Raw genomic sequence first — 15,428 nt, 5'->3', positions numbered from 1 at the left:
CGGCCCGCTGCTTCCAATACCTTGACGCTACCCCACCGCCGGTCGGGAACCGAGAATATCGGAGCCGATACGCAGGTGTGTCGCACCAAAACGGACGGCGGCCTCAAGGTCCTGGCTCATGCCGGCGGAAATGCCCGTAGCATGCGGATGGGAGGCGCGTAGCTGCGCGGCAATCCCGGCAAGTTTTTCGAATGCCGCGTCCGGATCGCCGCCGAGGGGTGCCACCGCCATCACTCCCGCCAAATGCAGGGACGCCGCCGACTCGATCTTGTCGGCCAGCATTCCGACATCGGAGGGAAGGGCGCCGCCACGGTGGCCGTCGGCGTCGTCGTCGAGGTTCACCTGGACGAAACACTCAAGGGGTGAACGCCCGCCCTGCTCCTGTTCCAGTGCCACCGCCTTTGCCAAGGCGTCTGCAAGCTGGGGACGGTCGATCGAGTGGACGGAATGAGCGTAGCGGGCCACAGACTTTGCCTTGTTGCTTTGGAGCTGGCCGATGAAGTGCCAGCGCAACGGCAGCTCGACGAGTTCAGCCGCCTTGCCGGAAGCCTCCTGGTCCCGGCTCTCGCCAACGTCCTCAACGCCGAGCCCTGCGAGCCTGCGGACATCGGCCGCAGGATAGAACTTCGTGACCACAATCAGTCGCGGCCCTTCGACGCGCCCGGCAGCAATGGTGGCTTCGGCGATCCTGTCGCGGACCCTGGCCAGGCGGCCCCGCAGTTCATGGGTGCGGGTATCGCCGGCGTCGACGGTTCCCGCGTTGTTGCCAATGTCACTCATGCGTCCAAACCAATCCTGCAAAGCGTCCTGTTTCCTTGTTCCGCCGGTAGGAAAAGAGCTTCCCGTTCTCCAGCGTGCACCCACCGGAATACTCGATTCGAACCCCTTCGGACCGCAGCTGGGCGCTGACTCCGGCCGGAAGGTCCAGGGCAGGGGTATCCCAAGAGGTCGTCGCCCATGTTGAGGGTTCGACGGCGGCCACCTCCTCGCGCAGGAACTCAGTCACCTCGTAGCACGACCCACAGATGGAGGGCCCGATCCAGGCCCGGATCTCCTCCGCGCCCGCGCGCCGCATCTCGACGACGGCAGCGGGAACTACGCGCGAAGCGACTCCGGGGCGCCCGGCATGGACAACAGCCGTAACCGGGGATCGTCCGGAAGCGGCGTCGCCGACAAGCACCACGGGCACACAGTCAGCCACCATGACGGCCAAGGGCTGCGTTGTCGAGACCATGGCGTCCGCGGTAGGGGCAGCAGTGGACGACATGCTCTCGATCAGCGCCACCGCGTTGCCGTGCACTTGATCCATGTATTGAAAGCGGCGGGCGCCAAGGCCGGCCGCTTCTTCCAGCCTTGCCCGGCGTTGCCGGACCTCGCCAGGGTCGTCTCCCACGTGCAGGGCAAGATTGCCCGCACCGGTGTCGGTGAAGGCTACCGAGACTCCCGGCTGCACTTCGTTGCGCCACCAAAACACCGGTTGCAGGTTCTCCTTCGAGATGTGTCCGAGCAGGCGGTTGGCCTACTTGAGGAAGTCGGGTACGTCGAGGTCGTCAGTGCGGCTTCCGGACAGGTCGGGCTCCACGATCGAGGGCAGGTCGACGTCGAATCCCGAGTCGGCTGGTAGGGCCGAGGGCCGCTGCTGGCCCCAGTTGCTCAGGCTGGCGGCCCCGACTCCTGCCCCGATGTGCTGATGGGCGGGTGCCTGGACGGGTGCGGCTGCCGGCGCGGCAGGGCGCTCGGACGGTGCCTCATGCGGGACTGGCTGGGCGTGGGCACCGGACTGTGCTGCACCCTGGTTGAGGGAAGGCGAGGTGGCCTTGACGTCGTCGAAACCGGCGGCGATGACGGTGACCCGCGCTTCGTCACCCAGGGCGTCGTCAATCACGGCACCAAAGATGATGTTGGCTTCCGGGTGTGCCACTTCCTGCACCAGGCGCGCGGCCTCATTGATCTCGAACAGGCCAAGGTCGGAGCCACCCTGGATGGAGAGCAGGACACCGTGGGCTCCGTCGATGGATGCTTCGAGCAGAGGGGAAGCAATGGCAAGCTCGGCGGCCTTGACGGCACGATCCTCGCCCCTGGCAGAGCCAATGCCCATAAGGGCGGAGCCTGCACCCTGCATCACGGATTTGACGTCCGCAAAGTCCAGGTTGATAAGGCCCGGAGTGGTAATGAGGTCCGTGATGCCCTGGACGCCGGACAGCAGCACCTGGTCAGCGGAACGGAAGGCGTCCAGGACGGAGACGTTGCGGTCGCTGATGGACAGGAGGCGATCGTTCGGGATCACGATCAGGGTGTCGACCTCGTCCCGCAGGGCGTCGATGCCCGCTTCGGCAGAACCTGCGCGGCGGCGGCCTTCGAAGGTGAACGGGCGGGTCACGACGCCGATGGTGAGGGCGCCAAGCGAACGGGCAATGCGTGCCACGACGGGCGCGCCACCGGTGCCCGTGCCGCCGCCTTCGCCAGCGGTGACGAAGACCATGTCGGCACCACGGAGGACCTCCTCGATCTCGTCCGCGTGGTCCTCTGCGGCCTGCTTGCCGACCTCGGGGTTGGCTCCGGCGCCCAGGCCACGCGTGAGCTCGCGTCCGACGTCGAGCTTGACGTCTGCATCACTCATCAGAAGGGCCTGGGCATCGGTGTTGATTGCGATGAACTCGACTCCGCGAAGTCCGACCTCGATCATGCGGTTGACTGCATTCACGCCACCGCCGCCGATGCCGACGACCTTGATGACGGCCAAGTAATTCTGCGGTGCTGCCACGTTTCGTGCCCCTTGTTCGTGTCCTATAGCGAAACTGATCGAGTCCAACTTGAATTCCCGGACCCTAACCCTCTAGTTGAAGGTTATAGTTATGTCAAGTAACTCTTGACTGCGACGCTATTTCCTCCGGTTGCCACATTCAATGACCACCGCAGCGTGTCGCTTGTTTTTGCTGAAATTGCCGGTTTGCCGTCACTTGGTGAAGGCATGCCGAGGCGTGCTGACGTCGTAGACCGAGACCGGCACCTTTGGATCCGCGGGCGCCCTGAGCAGCGCCTCCAGGACACGTGCCTTGAGCTCCATTTCCTCGGCATTTCCCCATACAACGGTCTTCCCGTCGTCGAGCTTCAGCTTCACTGAATCCACCGATTCGGCGGATGCCGTTGACATCCGAGCCAGGATGTCCGGAGGGAGCGTTCCCAGCACGCCGGTGATGGCGGCAAAGATGTCCTTGCCCACAGCCGTGCCGCCCCCGTCGATCAGTGGCAGCGCCACCGACTCGGGATCGGCTGTGGCGCCCAACTGCACGCCGTCGACGTCGACGAGCAGGTACTGCTCGCCTTGCTTCATGAGGGCCACGGGAACGCGTTCCTGGACGTGTACCACCAGCTCCGAGGGCGGGTGGGCTTCGATGGTGACCGATCGAACCTGAACCAGCGGTTTGAGCAGCCCCGTGACCTCGTCCTTACCCACCTGCGGCAATGGCTTGCCTTCCAGCGGTGCCAGGACTGTCCGCACCTGGTCCGGGGCGAGCAGCCTTGTGCCATCGATGGTGAACGTCCTGATGGCCAGCACCGGGGAATAGACCGCCCCGACAATCAGCGCCGCTACCAGCGCCGCGGTAATGCTTGAAACCCAGATGATCCTGCGCTTGAGCTTCCTCCGCCTGGATTCGGGGAACGTCAGGACTTTGGCCGGGGCCTTGGCTTCCTGGAGCTTGGCGTGGGCCTTGGCGCCCTGGCCCTGGGCGTTGGTCCCTTGGGCCTGGGCAGCATCCAGCGAACGCTCGGCGCTGATCACACTGGGCCCGCCCGGCCTGCTGGTAGAACGGGGCCGGGACACACCGGAGGCGGCGGGCGATGAACGCGCAGCCGGCCGGTAGCTGGGCTTGCGTCCGCTAGCCATCCAGTGCCTCGACGATCTGCGACCCGTAGGCTGTGACATCGCCGGCGCCGACCGTGAGCACAACGTCACCCGTGCCGGCGGCGGCAGCGACCGCTTCGGTGGCTTCCTTGCCCCCGGCAACCAGGCGGCCCGACGTCAGCCGGTCAGTGATGAGCCTGCTGGTGACGCCTGGGATGGGGTCCTCACGTGCCGGATAAATATCCAGGACCAGGGCCGTATCCGCCGTATTGAGCGCCTCGGCAAACTCCCGTGCGAATTCCCTCGTCCGCGAGAAAAGGTGGGGCTGGAACAGCACATGCACCTTGTGCTCTCCGGCAACTGACCGGGCGGCGGACAGCGCAGCCAGGACTTCGGTGGGATGGTGGGCATAGTCGTCGTAGACGCGTACTCCCCTGCCCTCGCCCTTGAATTCGAAGCGGCGTGATGCACCGGTGAAATGGCCCAATGCCACCGCGGCCATTTCAGGCGCCACGCCAAGCTCAACCGCCACTGCGAACGCGGCCGCAGCATTGAGGGCATTGTGCCGGCCGGGAACCTGGAGCTCCAGCCGGTAGCGTTCCCCAGCGGGCAGCGGCAATCCCGTCTGCGATTGCCCGTTGGCGGGCATCCGGACGCTGAGCCACACGGCTCCTGGCCCGCCGTCGTGCAGCCGGATGTCCGCATCCCCAGAGGTACCGTAGGTGCGCACCCGAGTGGTGCCGGCGGCGCGGGTGCGGGAGGCGAGGGATCGCGCTCCCTCATCGTCGGCACAGGCGAGCAGCAGGCCATCCGCGGGTAGCAGGGCAGCGAAGCTGTCAAAGGAAGCAAACACGGCTTCCGGAGTGCCGTAGTGGTCCAGGTGATCCGCTTCGACGTTCGTAACGACGGCGATCCGTGGCCGGTAGTTGAGGAAGGAGCCGTCGGATTCATCGGCCTCGGCAACAAAGATGTCGGACTCGCCATGCGCCGCGTTGACGCCCAGGGACGGGACGTTGGCCCCGATCGCGAACGACGGATCCAGGCCGGCTTCCTTGAGCAGGACGGTGATCATGGATGTCGTGGTGGACTTGCCATGCGTCCCTGCAACCGCAACCACTCGGTCCCCGCCCATCGTGGCCGCAAGGGCCTCGGACCGGTGCAGGATCGGCAGGCCGGCGGCCCGTGCCGCCTCGAGTTCGGGATTGTCCCGGCGGATGGCAGAACCGGCAACGACGGTCTGGGCGTCCCCCACGTTAAGGGCTGAGTAGCCGACGGCGATCCGGGCGCCGGCTGCTTCAAGTTCCTTCATGACGGGAAGGTCTTTGGCATCGGAGCCGCTGACCGGCACTTCACGGGCCACCATGATCCTGGCGACGGCGGACATCCCCACTCCCCCGATACCGACAAAGTGGACACGGCCAAGCGAGTTCAGTGAGACGGGCTGGGTCATTTGGATACCGCTTCCAGTACGAGTTCGGCCATAAGTTGATCGGCGTTACGGATACCCAGGCTTTCGGATTTCCGTGACATCTCAGCCAGCCGCCCGGAGTCAGTAAGAAGCGGAATGAGATGCTCCCGGACCCATTCGGGGTTCAGCGCCTTGTCCTCCACCATCAAAGCAGCACCGTTGCGAACAAGGCCCGCGGCGTTCAGGGCCTGTTCTCCGTTGCCAATGGGCAGGGGCACGAAGACGGCAGGCACGCCGACGGCCGCTACTTCGCAGACCGTAGCCGCGCCGGAGCGGGCCAGCAGGACATCTGCCGCGGCGTAGACGTTCTCCATCCCGTCCACATACTCCACCTGCCGGTAGCCGTCGGCGGCGAGCTGTCCGCCGTCGACGTCCAGCACAGCCTTCCCGCGACCGGTGATGTGCAGGGTCTGGATGCCGGCTTCTGCGAGGGCCTCAACGGAACGCGCAATGGTTCGGTTGATGCTGAGGGCACCGGACGAGCCGCCTGTGACAACCAGAACAGGCCGATCGGCATCCAGCCCAAGGGCGGCCCGGGCCGCGGCACGCGCCGCACCCCGGTCCAGGGTAGACACCGCCTTGCGCATGGGCATTCCTACATGCCCGGCATTCCTGAGCGGAGTTTCCGCAAAGGCCACCGCCACATGGCGGCTGAACCGGGCTCCTAACCTGTTGGCGAGCCCTGGGCGGGTGTTGGCCTCGTGGATGACGATGGGGATCTTCTTCCGGGAGGCCGCAAGGTACATCGGAGTGCAGACATAGCCGCCGACGCCGACCAGGACGTCCGCATCGGCCGCGTCAAGCACAGCCTCCGCCTGCTTGACGGCTCGCACGAGCCGACCAGGAAGCTTGGCGAGGTCAAGCGAAGGGCGCCGGGGAAACGGCACTCGATCAATGGTCGCAAGCTCATAGCCGGCGGCAGGCACAAGGCGTGTTTCCATGCCTCCCGGGGTACCAACAGCCACGATCGACGCTTCCGGCCTGGCCTCCTTGATGGCATCGGCAATGGCCAGCAACGGGCTGACGTGGCCAGCGGTGCCGCCGCCGGCCAGGACCACGGACAATTTCTGGGAGTTCATGAAGGGCTATTTACGCTTTCGTGCAGGTTTCGCTGGCAGCTTCAGGATCCTCTTGGGCTGGATACCTGGCGCCATTTGTGCGCGGGCCAAGGACAAGACTACGCCGATGCCGCACAGGGACATGAGCAGGGCCGAACCGCCATAGGAAATGAAGGGCAATGGCACACCGATTACAGGCAACAGCCCGGTTACAACCGCCATGTTCACGGTGCCCTGCCCGAGGAGCCACACCATGATGGTTCCCGCGAGCACCCTGTGGAACATGTCCTCCTGCGCCACCACAACCCGGTAAATCGCTGCGCCGAGAATGGCGAAGAGGGCCAGGACGACAATCGTTCCTGCCAGGCCGAGTTCCTCCCCGATGATGGCGAAGATGAAGTCGTTGTGCGCTTCCGGGATCCAGCTGTACTTCTGCCGGCTCTGTCCCAGCCCCACTCCGAACCAGCCGCCGGAGGCCAACGCATAGAGGCCATTGGTGGACTGGTAGTTGACGTCCGTGCCGTCAGCGCAGGTCTGGCCGGTCCAGGAAAGGATTCGACACATCCGGTTCGGGCTGGCAATGGCCATGATGGCGGTGCCCGCAACGGCCAGGAGACCGGCGAGGCCGAACAGATACAGCCGAACGCCTGAGAAGAACAGGGCGGCAGCCATGATGACCATGATGATCATGCCCGTTCCGAGGTCGTTTCCGGCAAGGACCAGGCCGATGATACCCAGGGCGATGGGAACCACGGGGATGAGGGCGTGGCGGCTGCGGATGAGGAGCCGCTCCTTGCGCGCCAGTACGGTAGCCATCCAGAGCGCGAGGGCGAGCTTGGCTGCTTCTGAGGGCTGGAAGGTGAAGGAACCGAACTCGATCCAGTTCTGGTTGCCATTGGTGCTGGTTCCAATCAGGAGCACCAGGACCAGGAGCAGGTAGGCGACGAAGATCCCGGGCCAGGCCAGTCTCTTGAGCCATAGGACGTTCACGCGCGACAGCACGGTCATAAGGACGAGTCCAATGGCGGCGAACATGCCCTGTTTGAGGGCCGCCGAGTAAGGGGATTCGCCCGCTGCGATGGACTCGACGCTTGACGCGGAAAGCACCATCATGATGCCGATCGCGGTCAAGGCCAGCGTCGACCCAAGGATGAGGTAGTAAGTGGATCCGTTGCGGGATTTTCCGGAACCCTCCAGCGCGTTCCAAAAGCTCCTCAGCCCTCCACGAACCCTGGCGGGCAACGGCGCAGGAGTGGCCTTCCCGGCACCGGGCTTGGCGCCCTGGGTCCGTGTGGGCGTGCTCACCATTCTTACTCCTCGGCGGTCTTGGCCTGCCCTTCCACGAGCTCGCGAACTGCCTGGATGAAAGCGTCGCCACGGTGAGCGTAGGAAGAGAATTGATCCATGGAGGCAGCTGCCGGGGCCATCAGCACTGTGTCGCCGGGCTCGGCAACCTCGGCTGCTGATGCGACGGCCCGTGCCATCACCGTCTCACCAAAGATCGGCGAATGTCCTGCTGGGGCACCGTCCGTCGCGGCAGTCTGCACTCCTTCAGTTTCGCCCTTGGGCTGGCCTATCACGGGGACGTCAGGGGCGTGTCGTTGCAGCGCAGCCTCCAGGGCCGTTGTGTCGGTGCCAAGCAGGACCACCGCCTTGATCCGCTTGGAATGCTCCTTGACCAGGTCGTCGTAGTTCACGCCCTTGGAGAGGCCGCCGGCGATCCAGACAATGTTCTCGAATGCCGAGAGGGATGCCGCCGCCGCATGTGGGTTGGTGGCCTTGGAATCATTGATCCAGAGCACGCCGTTCGCCTGTGCTACCGGCTGGATCCGGTGGTTTCCGGGGAGGTACTTCTTCAGCCCCTCGCGGACGGCGGAAGGCTCAACGCCGTAGGCACGAACCAGGGCCGCGGCGGCGAGGGCATTGGCCACCATATGCCGGGGGGCGATGGGCCCCAGGTCAGCAATCGAGGCGAGCTCAGCGGCGGAGTTCTTCCGCTCCTCGATGAACGCGCGGTCCACGAGCAGGCCTTCCACGACGCCGAGCATGCTGATCGCGGGAGTGTTCGTGGTGAAGCCGATTGCGCGACAGCCTTCGACGACGTCGGCATTTTCCACCATGCGCTCCGTCTCAATCTGCTCTGCATTGTAGATGCAGGCCTTCCGGACATTGGCGTAGACCTTGGCCTTGTCGGCCAGATAGGAATCATAGGACCCGTGCCAATCGATGTGGTCCTCGGCCACATTGAGGCAGACGCTCGCCTCGGGAGACAGCGAATGGCTCCAATGCAGCTGGAAGCTGGAAAGCTCCACGGCGAAAGCGTCGTAATCCACGGGGTCCCTGAGGGCGTCGAGGATGGGTGTTCCGACATTCCCGACAGCGATCGCCTTCAGGCCGGCTGCCTGGAGCATCGCCTCAGTCATGCCCACCGTGGTGGTCTTGCCGTTGGTTCCTGTGATGGCCAGCCAGTCCGCGGTCTTGCGCCCCTTGCGTTCCCGCACGCGCCAGGCCAGTTCGACGTCGCCCCAGACCGGGATGTGCGCCCGCTTGGCCGCGGCGAGAAGTGCCTGGTCCGGACGCCAGCCCGGGGAGGTGACGATCAGCTCCGGCTTTTCGCCGTCGATCCTGGGGATGGACGTGACAGCGTCTTCGCCAAGGAGGACGTCGACGGCGCCGACGATCTTCAGCGTGTCCGCCTGCGCCCGGGCCTTCGCAGTGGTGGCGGCGTCAACGACGACGACCTTCGCCCCGAGTTCAATGAGGGTGTCGGCTGCCGCGAAACCCGAGACGCCGATTCCCGTCACCACTACCCGCAGTCCACTCCAGTCAGCGTCCCAGCTGACAAGGGAGTCGAGCCGGTTCGCCGAAGCCTGAGCGACGTCGTTCGTCCTGTTCACAGCAGCACCACCCATTCAGCGTAGAAGATTCCCAGCCCGCCCGCCACGAAGAGTCCGCAGAGAATCCAAAAGCGGACTACCACCGTGATTTCCGCCCATCCCTTCAGTTCAAAGTGATGCTGGAGCGGCGCCATCTTGAAGAAGCGTTTGCCTTTGGTGATCCTGAAATAGCCCACCTGGATAATGACGGACAGCGTGATGAGGACGAAGAGGCCACCGATGAGGCCCAGCAGCAGTTCGGTCCGGGACATGATGGCGAAACCGGCGATTGCGCCGCCGATGGCAAGGGAACCTGTGTCACCCATGAAGATCTTTGCCGGTGACGTGTTCCACCAGAGGAAGCCAACCAGCGCGGCACTGAGGATGGCGGCCAGAAGCGCCAGGTCCAGCGGATCGCGCACGATGTAGCAGCCACTCCCCGCTTCCCTGGGCGAACCGCAGGCCTGGTTGCTTTGCCAGATGCCCATCAGCGTGTAGGCACCAAAGACCATGATGGCCGCTCCGGAGGCTAGTCCGTCCAGGCCGTCCGTGAGGTTGACGCCGTTGGTTGCCGCCGTGACGATCAGGTTTGACCAGATCACGAACAGCACGGCTCCCAGCACCGTTCCGCCGAAGGCAAGGTTGAGCCAGGGAATGTCGCGGACCAGCGAGATCTGCATGGAGGCCGGGGTGATGCCGTCCTGGTCCGGGAAGTTCAGGGCAAGGACGGCGAAGAGGATGCCGACAGCGCCTTGGAGGATCAGCTTGGCTTTGGCATTGAGGCCGAGACTGCGCTGCTTGGAGATCTTGATGTAGTCATCGAGGAAGCCCACGAAGCCCATGCCTACCATCAGGAACAGGAGCAGGAGCCCGGAAACCGAGGGGCCGGGCGAACGTGGATTCATCATCCACATGATGAGGTGCGTAACGCCATACGCCACAAGGACCGCGGCCACGACCACTGTCCCGCCCATGGTCGGCGTTCCGCGCTTGGTGTGGTGGGACGTCGGACCGTCGTCGCGGATGAACTGGCCGTAGCCACGGTTCACGAGCAGGCGGATGAAAAGGGGCGTTCCTACCAGCGCGAACAGAAGGGCCACGCCGGCGCCGATCAAGAGGGCAATCACAGCAGCTCGTTCCCTTCATTGGAGCCGGCCTCAGCGTTGCTGAGTCCTCTCGGGTCAGCCAGCGGGTGTAGTGCTATCCGGTCCCCAAGGTGCCTCAGCCCCACGCCGTTGGAAGACTTGAAGAGCACGAGGTCGCCAGGGCGCAGCTCGGCCTGCAGGAGTTCGTAAGCTTCCTCGGCCGTCTCCGTGAAGCTGCACTCGCTGCCCCATGAGCCTTCCTGGATGGCAGAAATGTACAGCGGGCGCGCCTCTCGGCCCACCACCACCAGGCGGTCGATATTGAGTCGGACAATCTGGGTTCCGACGGCGGCATGCTCGCGGATGGAGTCCTCGCCAAGTTCCAGCATGGCGCCCAGAACAGCCCAGGTCCGGCGGCCCTGGCCGAGGTCCGCCAGCGTACGAAGGGCCGCACGCATGGATTCCGGGTTGGCGTTGTAGGCGTCATTGATGATCGTGACGCCGTCGGGACGCTCGGTGCGCTCCATGCGCCACCGGCTGGCGGCCTGCTGTGTGCTGAGGGAGGCGGCGATGCGCTCTGCGGGAACGCCGGCTGCCCACGCGGCCCCGGCTGCTGCCAGGAGGTTCGTCACGTGGTGGCTGCCGATGAGCTTGCTCTGCACGTGGACGGCAGGAGCCCCGCCCGGAAAGACAAGGTCGAAACCGGGATGCCCGGCATCGTCGACGACCACATTGCGGGCCTCGACAGTCCGCCCCACGGGGGCAGCGTTTCCGGCTGTAAAGCCCAGGACGGGAGCCGAGGATCGTGACCGCATGGCCGCAACCCTGGCGTCGTCGATGTTGATGATGGCGGTGCCTTCGGCCGGCAGCTTTTCCAGCAGCTCGCCCTTGGTCAGGGCGATGTTTTCGATGCCGCCGAATTCACCTGCGTGGGCGGTACCGACGCCCAGCACCACGCCGATTTCCGGCTCAACCATATCTGCAAGGTAGCGGATGTGGCCGATTCCGGTGGCACCCATCTCGATCACGAGAAAACGGGTATCCAGATCCGCCTGGAAGACGGTCAGCGGCACCCCGATCTCGCCGTTGAAAGATCCCTTTGGGGCGACGGTCTTGCCCTCGGCGGAAAGAATGCCTGCAAGAAGGTCTTTCGTGGTGGTCTTTCCGGCTGAGCCGGTGATCCCGATGACGGTCAGGGCCTCGCCGCGGGCTTCCCGGTCCGCCCGGATGCGGCGCACCGCTTCGGCAGCGATGGCGCCCATGGCCAAGACCGCGTCCTGGACGACGACGGCGGGAAACGGACGCCCGTCGACGTCTTCAACGATGCGCTCGGTTAGCGCCAGGACGGCGCCGCCGTCGAAAGCAGCACCGACGAAGGAATGTCCGTCTGCATGTTCTCCGGGCTTGGCTACATAGAGGGAGCCTGCCGTCGCCTCACGGGAATCCGTGATCACGGAGGTCGGAACGATTCCCGGGTCCGCCGTCAACTGGCCGTTGGTGATATGGGCGATCTCCGCCGCAGTAAGTGCAATCATGACTGTCTAGGACTCTATCCGCTGGTCCGGTGAAACCATGAATCCCCTGGCTGTCAAGGCTTGGCGCAGCTCTACCCTGTCATCGAGGGCAAGGTTGACTCCCTTAACTTCCTGCCAGACCTCGTGGCCCCGGCCCGCCACCAGGATCGTGTCCTTGGGCGTAGCGATCTCCACTGCTTGCCTGATGGCCTCGTCCCGGGGGAAGGATTCGATGATTTCGCAGCCTAGGCCCTCGTTTTCACATGCCGCGACCGCACCAGCCAGCACCTCGGCGCGAATGGCCGCGGGGTCTTCATCGTGCGGGTCATCGTCCGTCACGAGGACGACGTCCGCGAGGCGGGCGGCGATTGCCCCCATGGTGGGCCGCTTGCCCTGGTCACGCTGGCCTGTGGCGCCAAAGACCACGATGACACGGGAACCTGGCTCGGCTGAGCGTACGGCTTCGAGTGCGCGCTGGAGGGCGTCGGGATTGTGGGCGAAATCCACCACGGACGCGGGCTCTGTAGACACCAGCTGCATCCTGCCGGGAACCGGCACCGTAAAAGGGTCTTTGGAGTCCAGGGCAGACTGGAGCGCGTCGACGTCAACTCCTGACGCGAGCACCATGAGGGTGGCCAGTGCGGCGTTGGCCACGTTGAAGGTTCCAGGCAGCCCAGTGTGGATCCGGAGGGTACGGCCGTCCCGGTTGCTGAGTTTGAATTCAGAGCCGAGGCCTCGGGGAGCCACGTCCCCCACAACCCAGTCGGCCTCCGTGCCGCCAGCGGTGGACAGAGTGGTCACGGGAACTTCGGCCTCGCCGGCCAGCCTCCGCCCCCAGTCATCGTCTACGGTGACGACAGCCTGGCGGGCCCTGTCAGGTGTGAACAGTTCGGCCTTGGTCAGGAAATAGTCCTCCATGCTGCCATGGAGATCCAGATGGTCCTGGGTCAGGTTGGTGAAACCAGCCACGTCGAAGACGACTCCATCGATCCGATGGTAGGAGACTGCATGCGAGGAGACCTCCATGGAGGCAGCATCCAGTCCGCGCTCCCTCATCAGGGCCAGGAGGGCATGGACGTCGGGAGATTCCGGGGTGGTCAGCAGGCTCGGGATTGCCTCGCCTCCCGCCAGAATTTCGATGGTGCCGATCAGCCCGGTTGTCTTTCCCAGTGACTGCAGGAGCGAGTTGATGAAATAGGTGGTGGTGGTCTTGCCGTTGGTGCCCGTCACGCCGAACAGGGCGGGGGCGCCGCCTTCTGCTGGCTGGCTGCGATAGATCAGGGCTGCAAGGCGGCCGACGGCGGCCCTCGGCGAGTCGACCACAAGCACCGGCACGGGGATCTCCCCGGAGAGCGCCAGCTGGCGGGCACCGTCGTCGTCCGTCACAACTGCCACGGCACCCGCCGCTATAGCCTGCTGCACAAAGTTTGCGCCGTGCCTGGCGGACCCGGGCAGGGCCACGTAGAGGTCGCCGGGCTGGATAGCCCTGGAGTTAAGTGAGATGCCTGTGACGGCCACCTCCGGCGCCGGATCGGGAAGACCAATCCCTAGCGCACCAGCGATGGCGTCAAAGGGGACAGCTGCTACGGCGGTGGGCCGGAATGCTGCGCCCTCCGGGCGCCCCGGAATGCCTTCGTCGTCCGGGAAAGCGGGCTGGTTCTGCTCTGGCAAGTGGTTCTCCGATAGTGCTCGTGAATTGCGGCGCAGGCCGCCTGGCGCTGCTGGGGATCGACGACGCCGGAAGGCGCGTCATAGACGTGCTGACGCCCAAAAAGCTTACTTGACGAATTGTGGGAGCCTGGCCGGGGTTCCCGTTGAGGGCGGAACGTTGTAGGTCCTCAGCACCTGGCTCATGACCGAGCGGAAGATCGGTCCGTTAGTGATGCCGTAGATGTTTCCCTTGGGTCTCTGGACCACGACCTCGACGACAAACCGCGGATCATCCATGGGCGCCATGCCCACCAATGAGGCTGTAAAACCATCGAAGCCGGGCAGCCCGTCTTCGCGGGGCGCCTGGGACGTACCGGTCTTGGCCCCCACCCGGTAGCCGTCAATGCCCGCTTCCTTGATCTGGCCTTCGGTCACCGCGCTTTCAAGGATGTCCCTGACCTGTTGCGCGGTCTCCTTGGAAACAACCTGCCGAGACTCCTGGGCCGGGACCTTTTCCTCGACCCCCTCTGGGGTGATGTAGCTATCAATCAACCGGGGCTGCAACATGACGCCGTCGTTGGCGATACTTTGGTAGGCGCGCACCGTCTGCAGGGTTGACTGCGAAACGCCCTGCCCAAAAAGAACGGTGTACTGCTGGCGGTCGTCCCACTGCTCAGGCCTGGAAAGGATGCCTCCTGCCTGTGCCGGCAGGCCGATGTCCGGAGCTTCTCCGATGCCGAATTTCTTGAGCCAGTCGTACCGCTGCTCCTTGCTGAGCCGCTGCCCGGCCATCACCGTGCCGGTATTCATTGACCAGCCAAGGATGCCGGCCAACGTGCGCTCCTCGGTGCCGTGCTCAAAGGAGTCCGTGAACTGCTGGCCATCCACAACATACGACGGCGGGATGGTGAAGTGATCCAGGGGACTTGATTTCCCCTCTTCGATCAGGGCCGCAGCCGTGATCATCTTCTGCACGGAACCCGGTTCGTAAGCTGCGGTGACCGCACGGACTCCCCTGTCCTTCGCGTCGACTTTCCCAGGGTCGTTGGGATCGGGAGCGTTCGTGTCGGCCATCGCGATAATGTTGCCCGTCTTGGTGTCCAACACCAGAATCGTGCCCCATTCGGCGTTGAGCTTATTGACCTGGCTCTGGATGGCCTGCTGGGCGAAATACTGGATGTCCGAGTTCAGCGTGAGCTTCACATCCTTGCCGTCAATGGCAGGGGTGAGTTCATCCGTAGCGACCGGAATCCGCAGTCCGTCTGCGCCAATTTCGAAGATCCGTTTTCCGGGGGTGCCCTTCAGGATCTCGTCCTGGGTTTGCTCAAGCCCTGACTGCCCGGTAGTTCCGTCCCTGAGGAACCCCACGATCCCTCCGGCGACGCTGCCATTGGGATACACCCGCTTGCTGACCCCTTCGGACACTACTCCGGGAATGGCCAGTTGGGAGATCCGATCCTCGATGTCGGGCTTTACCTCCTTGGCGACGATGTTGTATCGCTTCTCGCCGGTCAGTGCCTCCCGGATCTTGGACGTCTCGATTCCCAGTACGGCCGCCAGTTCGGCAATTCCCTGGCTGCGGCTGATGGTTTCGATTGTGTCCGTGTCCGGGTTGCGGCGCTTGAACTCATCGGTCTTGGTGTTCACGGTCTGGTCCACCACGATGTTGTAGCGGATGACACTATCCGCCATGATCGCGCCGGTGGAGTCGATGATGCGGCCCCTCTCGGCCGGCAGGTCCATGGGAGTCAGCCTGTTGTTCCTGGCCGCTTCAGCCATGCCACCGACGTCGAGTCCCTGGACAAAGAACAACTTGCCGCCCACAACCAGCAGCAGCGCCAACATGACTCCCAGCCCGAGGCGCAAGCGCCGGGTGGTCCCCGGCGCTTGCCGTTTCTTAGCCTTGGCGGTGCTTTGGGCCACGTTGTTT

Annotated in this window: 12 protein-coding genes; all 12 read right to left on the bottom strand. The window is 64.5% G+C overall.

Going from position 1 to position 15,428, the window contains the following annotated elements:
* Positions 1–27: 27 nt before the first annotated feature.
* A complete protein-coding gene (locus J7E82_RS00650) occupies positions 28–780 on the bottom strand; it encodes a YggS family pyridoxal phosphate-dependent enzyme (protein ID WP_214859355.1) in 753 nt (250 codons plus the stop codon).
* The gene (locus tag J7E82_RS00645) at positions 773–1,474 is read right to left on the bottom strand and encodes a polyphenol oxidase family protein (protein WP_214859350.1); all 702 of its coding nucleotides are present in this window, start codon (positions 1,472–1,474) and stop codon (positions 773–775) included. The genes J7E82_RS00650 and J7E82_RS00645 overlap by 8 nt, the downstream gene beginning before the upstream one ends.
* A 45-nt stretch (positions 1,475–1,519) precedes the next feature.
* A complete protein-coding gene (ftsZ, locus tag J7E82_RS00640) occupies positions 1,520–2,764 on the bottom strand; it encodes a cell division protein FtsZ (RefSeq protein WP_214859348.1) in 1,245 nt (414 codons plus the stop codon).
* A 192-nt stretch (positions 2,765–2,956) separates the two neighbouring features.
* The gene (locus J7E82_RS00635; RefSeq protein WP_214859346.1) at positions 2,957–3,889 is read right to left on the bottom strand and encodes a cell division protein FtsQ/DivIB; all 933 of its coding nucleotides are present in this window, start codon (positions 3,887–3,889) and stop codon (positions 2,957–2,959) included.
* Entirely contained in the window at positions 3,882–5,297 is a 1,416-nt protein-coding gene (murC, locus tag J7E82_RS00630) for a UDP-N-acetylmuramate--L-alanine ligase (protein WP_214859345.1), read from the bottom strand. The genes J7E82_RS00635 and murC overlap by 8 nt, the downstream gene beginning before the upstream one ends.
* A complete protein-coding gene (murG, locus tag J7E82_RS00625; RefSeq protein ID WP_214859344.1) occupies positions 5,294–6,394 on the bottom strand; it encodes an undecaprenyldiphospho-muramoylpentapeptide beta-N-acetylglucosaminyltransferase in 1,101 nt (366 codons plus the stop codon). Before murG ends, murC begins: the two co-directional genes overlap by 4 nt.
* 6 nt (positions 6,395–6,400) lie before the next feature.
* Positions 6,401–7,681 carry a putative lipid II flippase FtsW gene (gene ftsW, locus J7E82_RS00620; RefSeq protein ID WP_214859343.1) on the bottom strand — a complete coding sequence of 427 codons (1,281 nt, stop codon included), beginning with the start codon at positions 7,679–7,681 and terminating at the stop codon, positions 6,401–6,403.
* 2 nt (positions 7,682–7,683) lie between these two features.
* On the bottom strand, positions 7,684–9,285 hold the full coding sequence (murD, locus tag J7E82_RS00615) for a UDP-N-acetylmuramoyl-L-alanine--D-glutamate ligase (protein ID WP_214859342.1): 1,602 nt from the start codon (positions 9,283–9,285) through the stop codon (positions 7,684–7,686).
* Entirely contained in the window at positions 9,267–10,376 is a 1,110-nt protein-coding gene (gene mraY / locus J7E82_RS00610) for a phospho-N-acetylmuramoyl-pentapeptide-transferase (protein WP_214859341.1), read from the bottom strand. Before mraY ends, murD begins: the two co-directional genes overlap by 19 nt.
* Complete coding sequence (murF, locus tag J7E82_RS00605; protein ID WP_214859339.1) at positions 10,373–11,869, bottom strand: UDP-N-acetylmuramoyl-tripeptide--D-alanyl-D-alanine ligase; 1,497 nt, start codon at positions 11,867–11,869, stop codon at positions 10,373–10,375. The genes mraY and murF overlap by 4 nt, the downstream gene beginning before the upstream one ends.
* A 6-nt stretch (positions 11,870–11,875) precedes the next feature.
* Positions 11,876–13,477, bottom strand: a complete 1,602-nt coding sequence (locus J7E82_RS00600) for a UDP-N-acetylmuramoyl-L-alanyl-D-glutamate--2,6-diaminopimelate ligase (RefSeq protein ID WP_214859623.1) — start codon at positions 13,475–13,477, stop codon at positions 11,876–11,878.
* Positions 13,478–13,624: 147 nt separating this feature from the next.
* On the bottom strand, positions 13,625–15,421 hold the full coding sequence (locus tag J7E82_RS00595) for a penicillin-binding protein 2 (RefSeq protein WP_214859337.1): 1,797 nt from the start codon (positions 15,419–15,421) through the stop codon (positions 13,625–13,627).
* Between the last annotated feature and the right edge of the window lie 7 nt (positions 15,422–15,428).

The organism is Arthrobacter sp. ISL-30 (assembly GCF_018613855.1).
Lineage (GTDB): Bacteria > Actinomycetota > Actinomycetes > Actinomycetales > Micrococcaceae > Arthrobacter.
Note: the sequence above shows the minus strand (reverse complement) of the source record. Positions and strands in the feature narration are given on the sequence as shown.

Coding starts and splice junctions, on each gene's coding strand:
- J7E82_RS00650 (WP_214859355.1), bottom strand. CDS start 780: ATGAGTGACATTGGCAACAACGCGGGAACCGTCGACGCCGGCGATACC.
- J7E82_RS00635 (WP_214859346.1), bottom strand. CDS start 3,889: ATGGCTAGCGGACGCAAGCCCAGCTACCGGCCGGCTGCGCGTTCATCG.
- murC (WP_214859345.1), bottom strand. CDS start 5,297: ATGACCCAGCCCGTCTCACTGAACTCGCTTGGCCGTGTCCACTTTGTC.
- murG (WP_214859344.1), bottom strand. CDS start 6,394: ATGAACTCCCAGAAATTGTCCGTGGTCCTGGCCGGCGGCGGCACCGCT.
- ftsW (WP_214859343.1), bottom strand. CDS start 7,681: ATGGTGAGCACGCCCACACGGACCCAGGGCGCCAAGCCCGGTGCCGGG.
- murD (WP_214859342.1), bottom strand. CDS start 9,285: ATGGGTGGTGCTGCTGTGAACAGGACGAACGACGTCGCTCAGGCTTCG.
- murF (WP_214859339.1), bottom strand. CDS start 11,869: ATGATTGCACTTACTGCGGCGGAGATCGCCCATATCACCAACGGCCAG.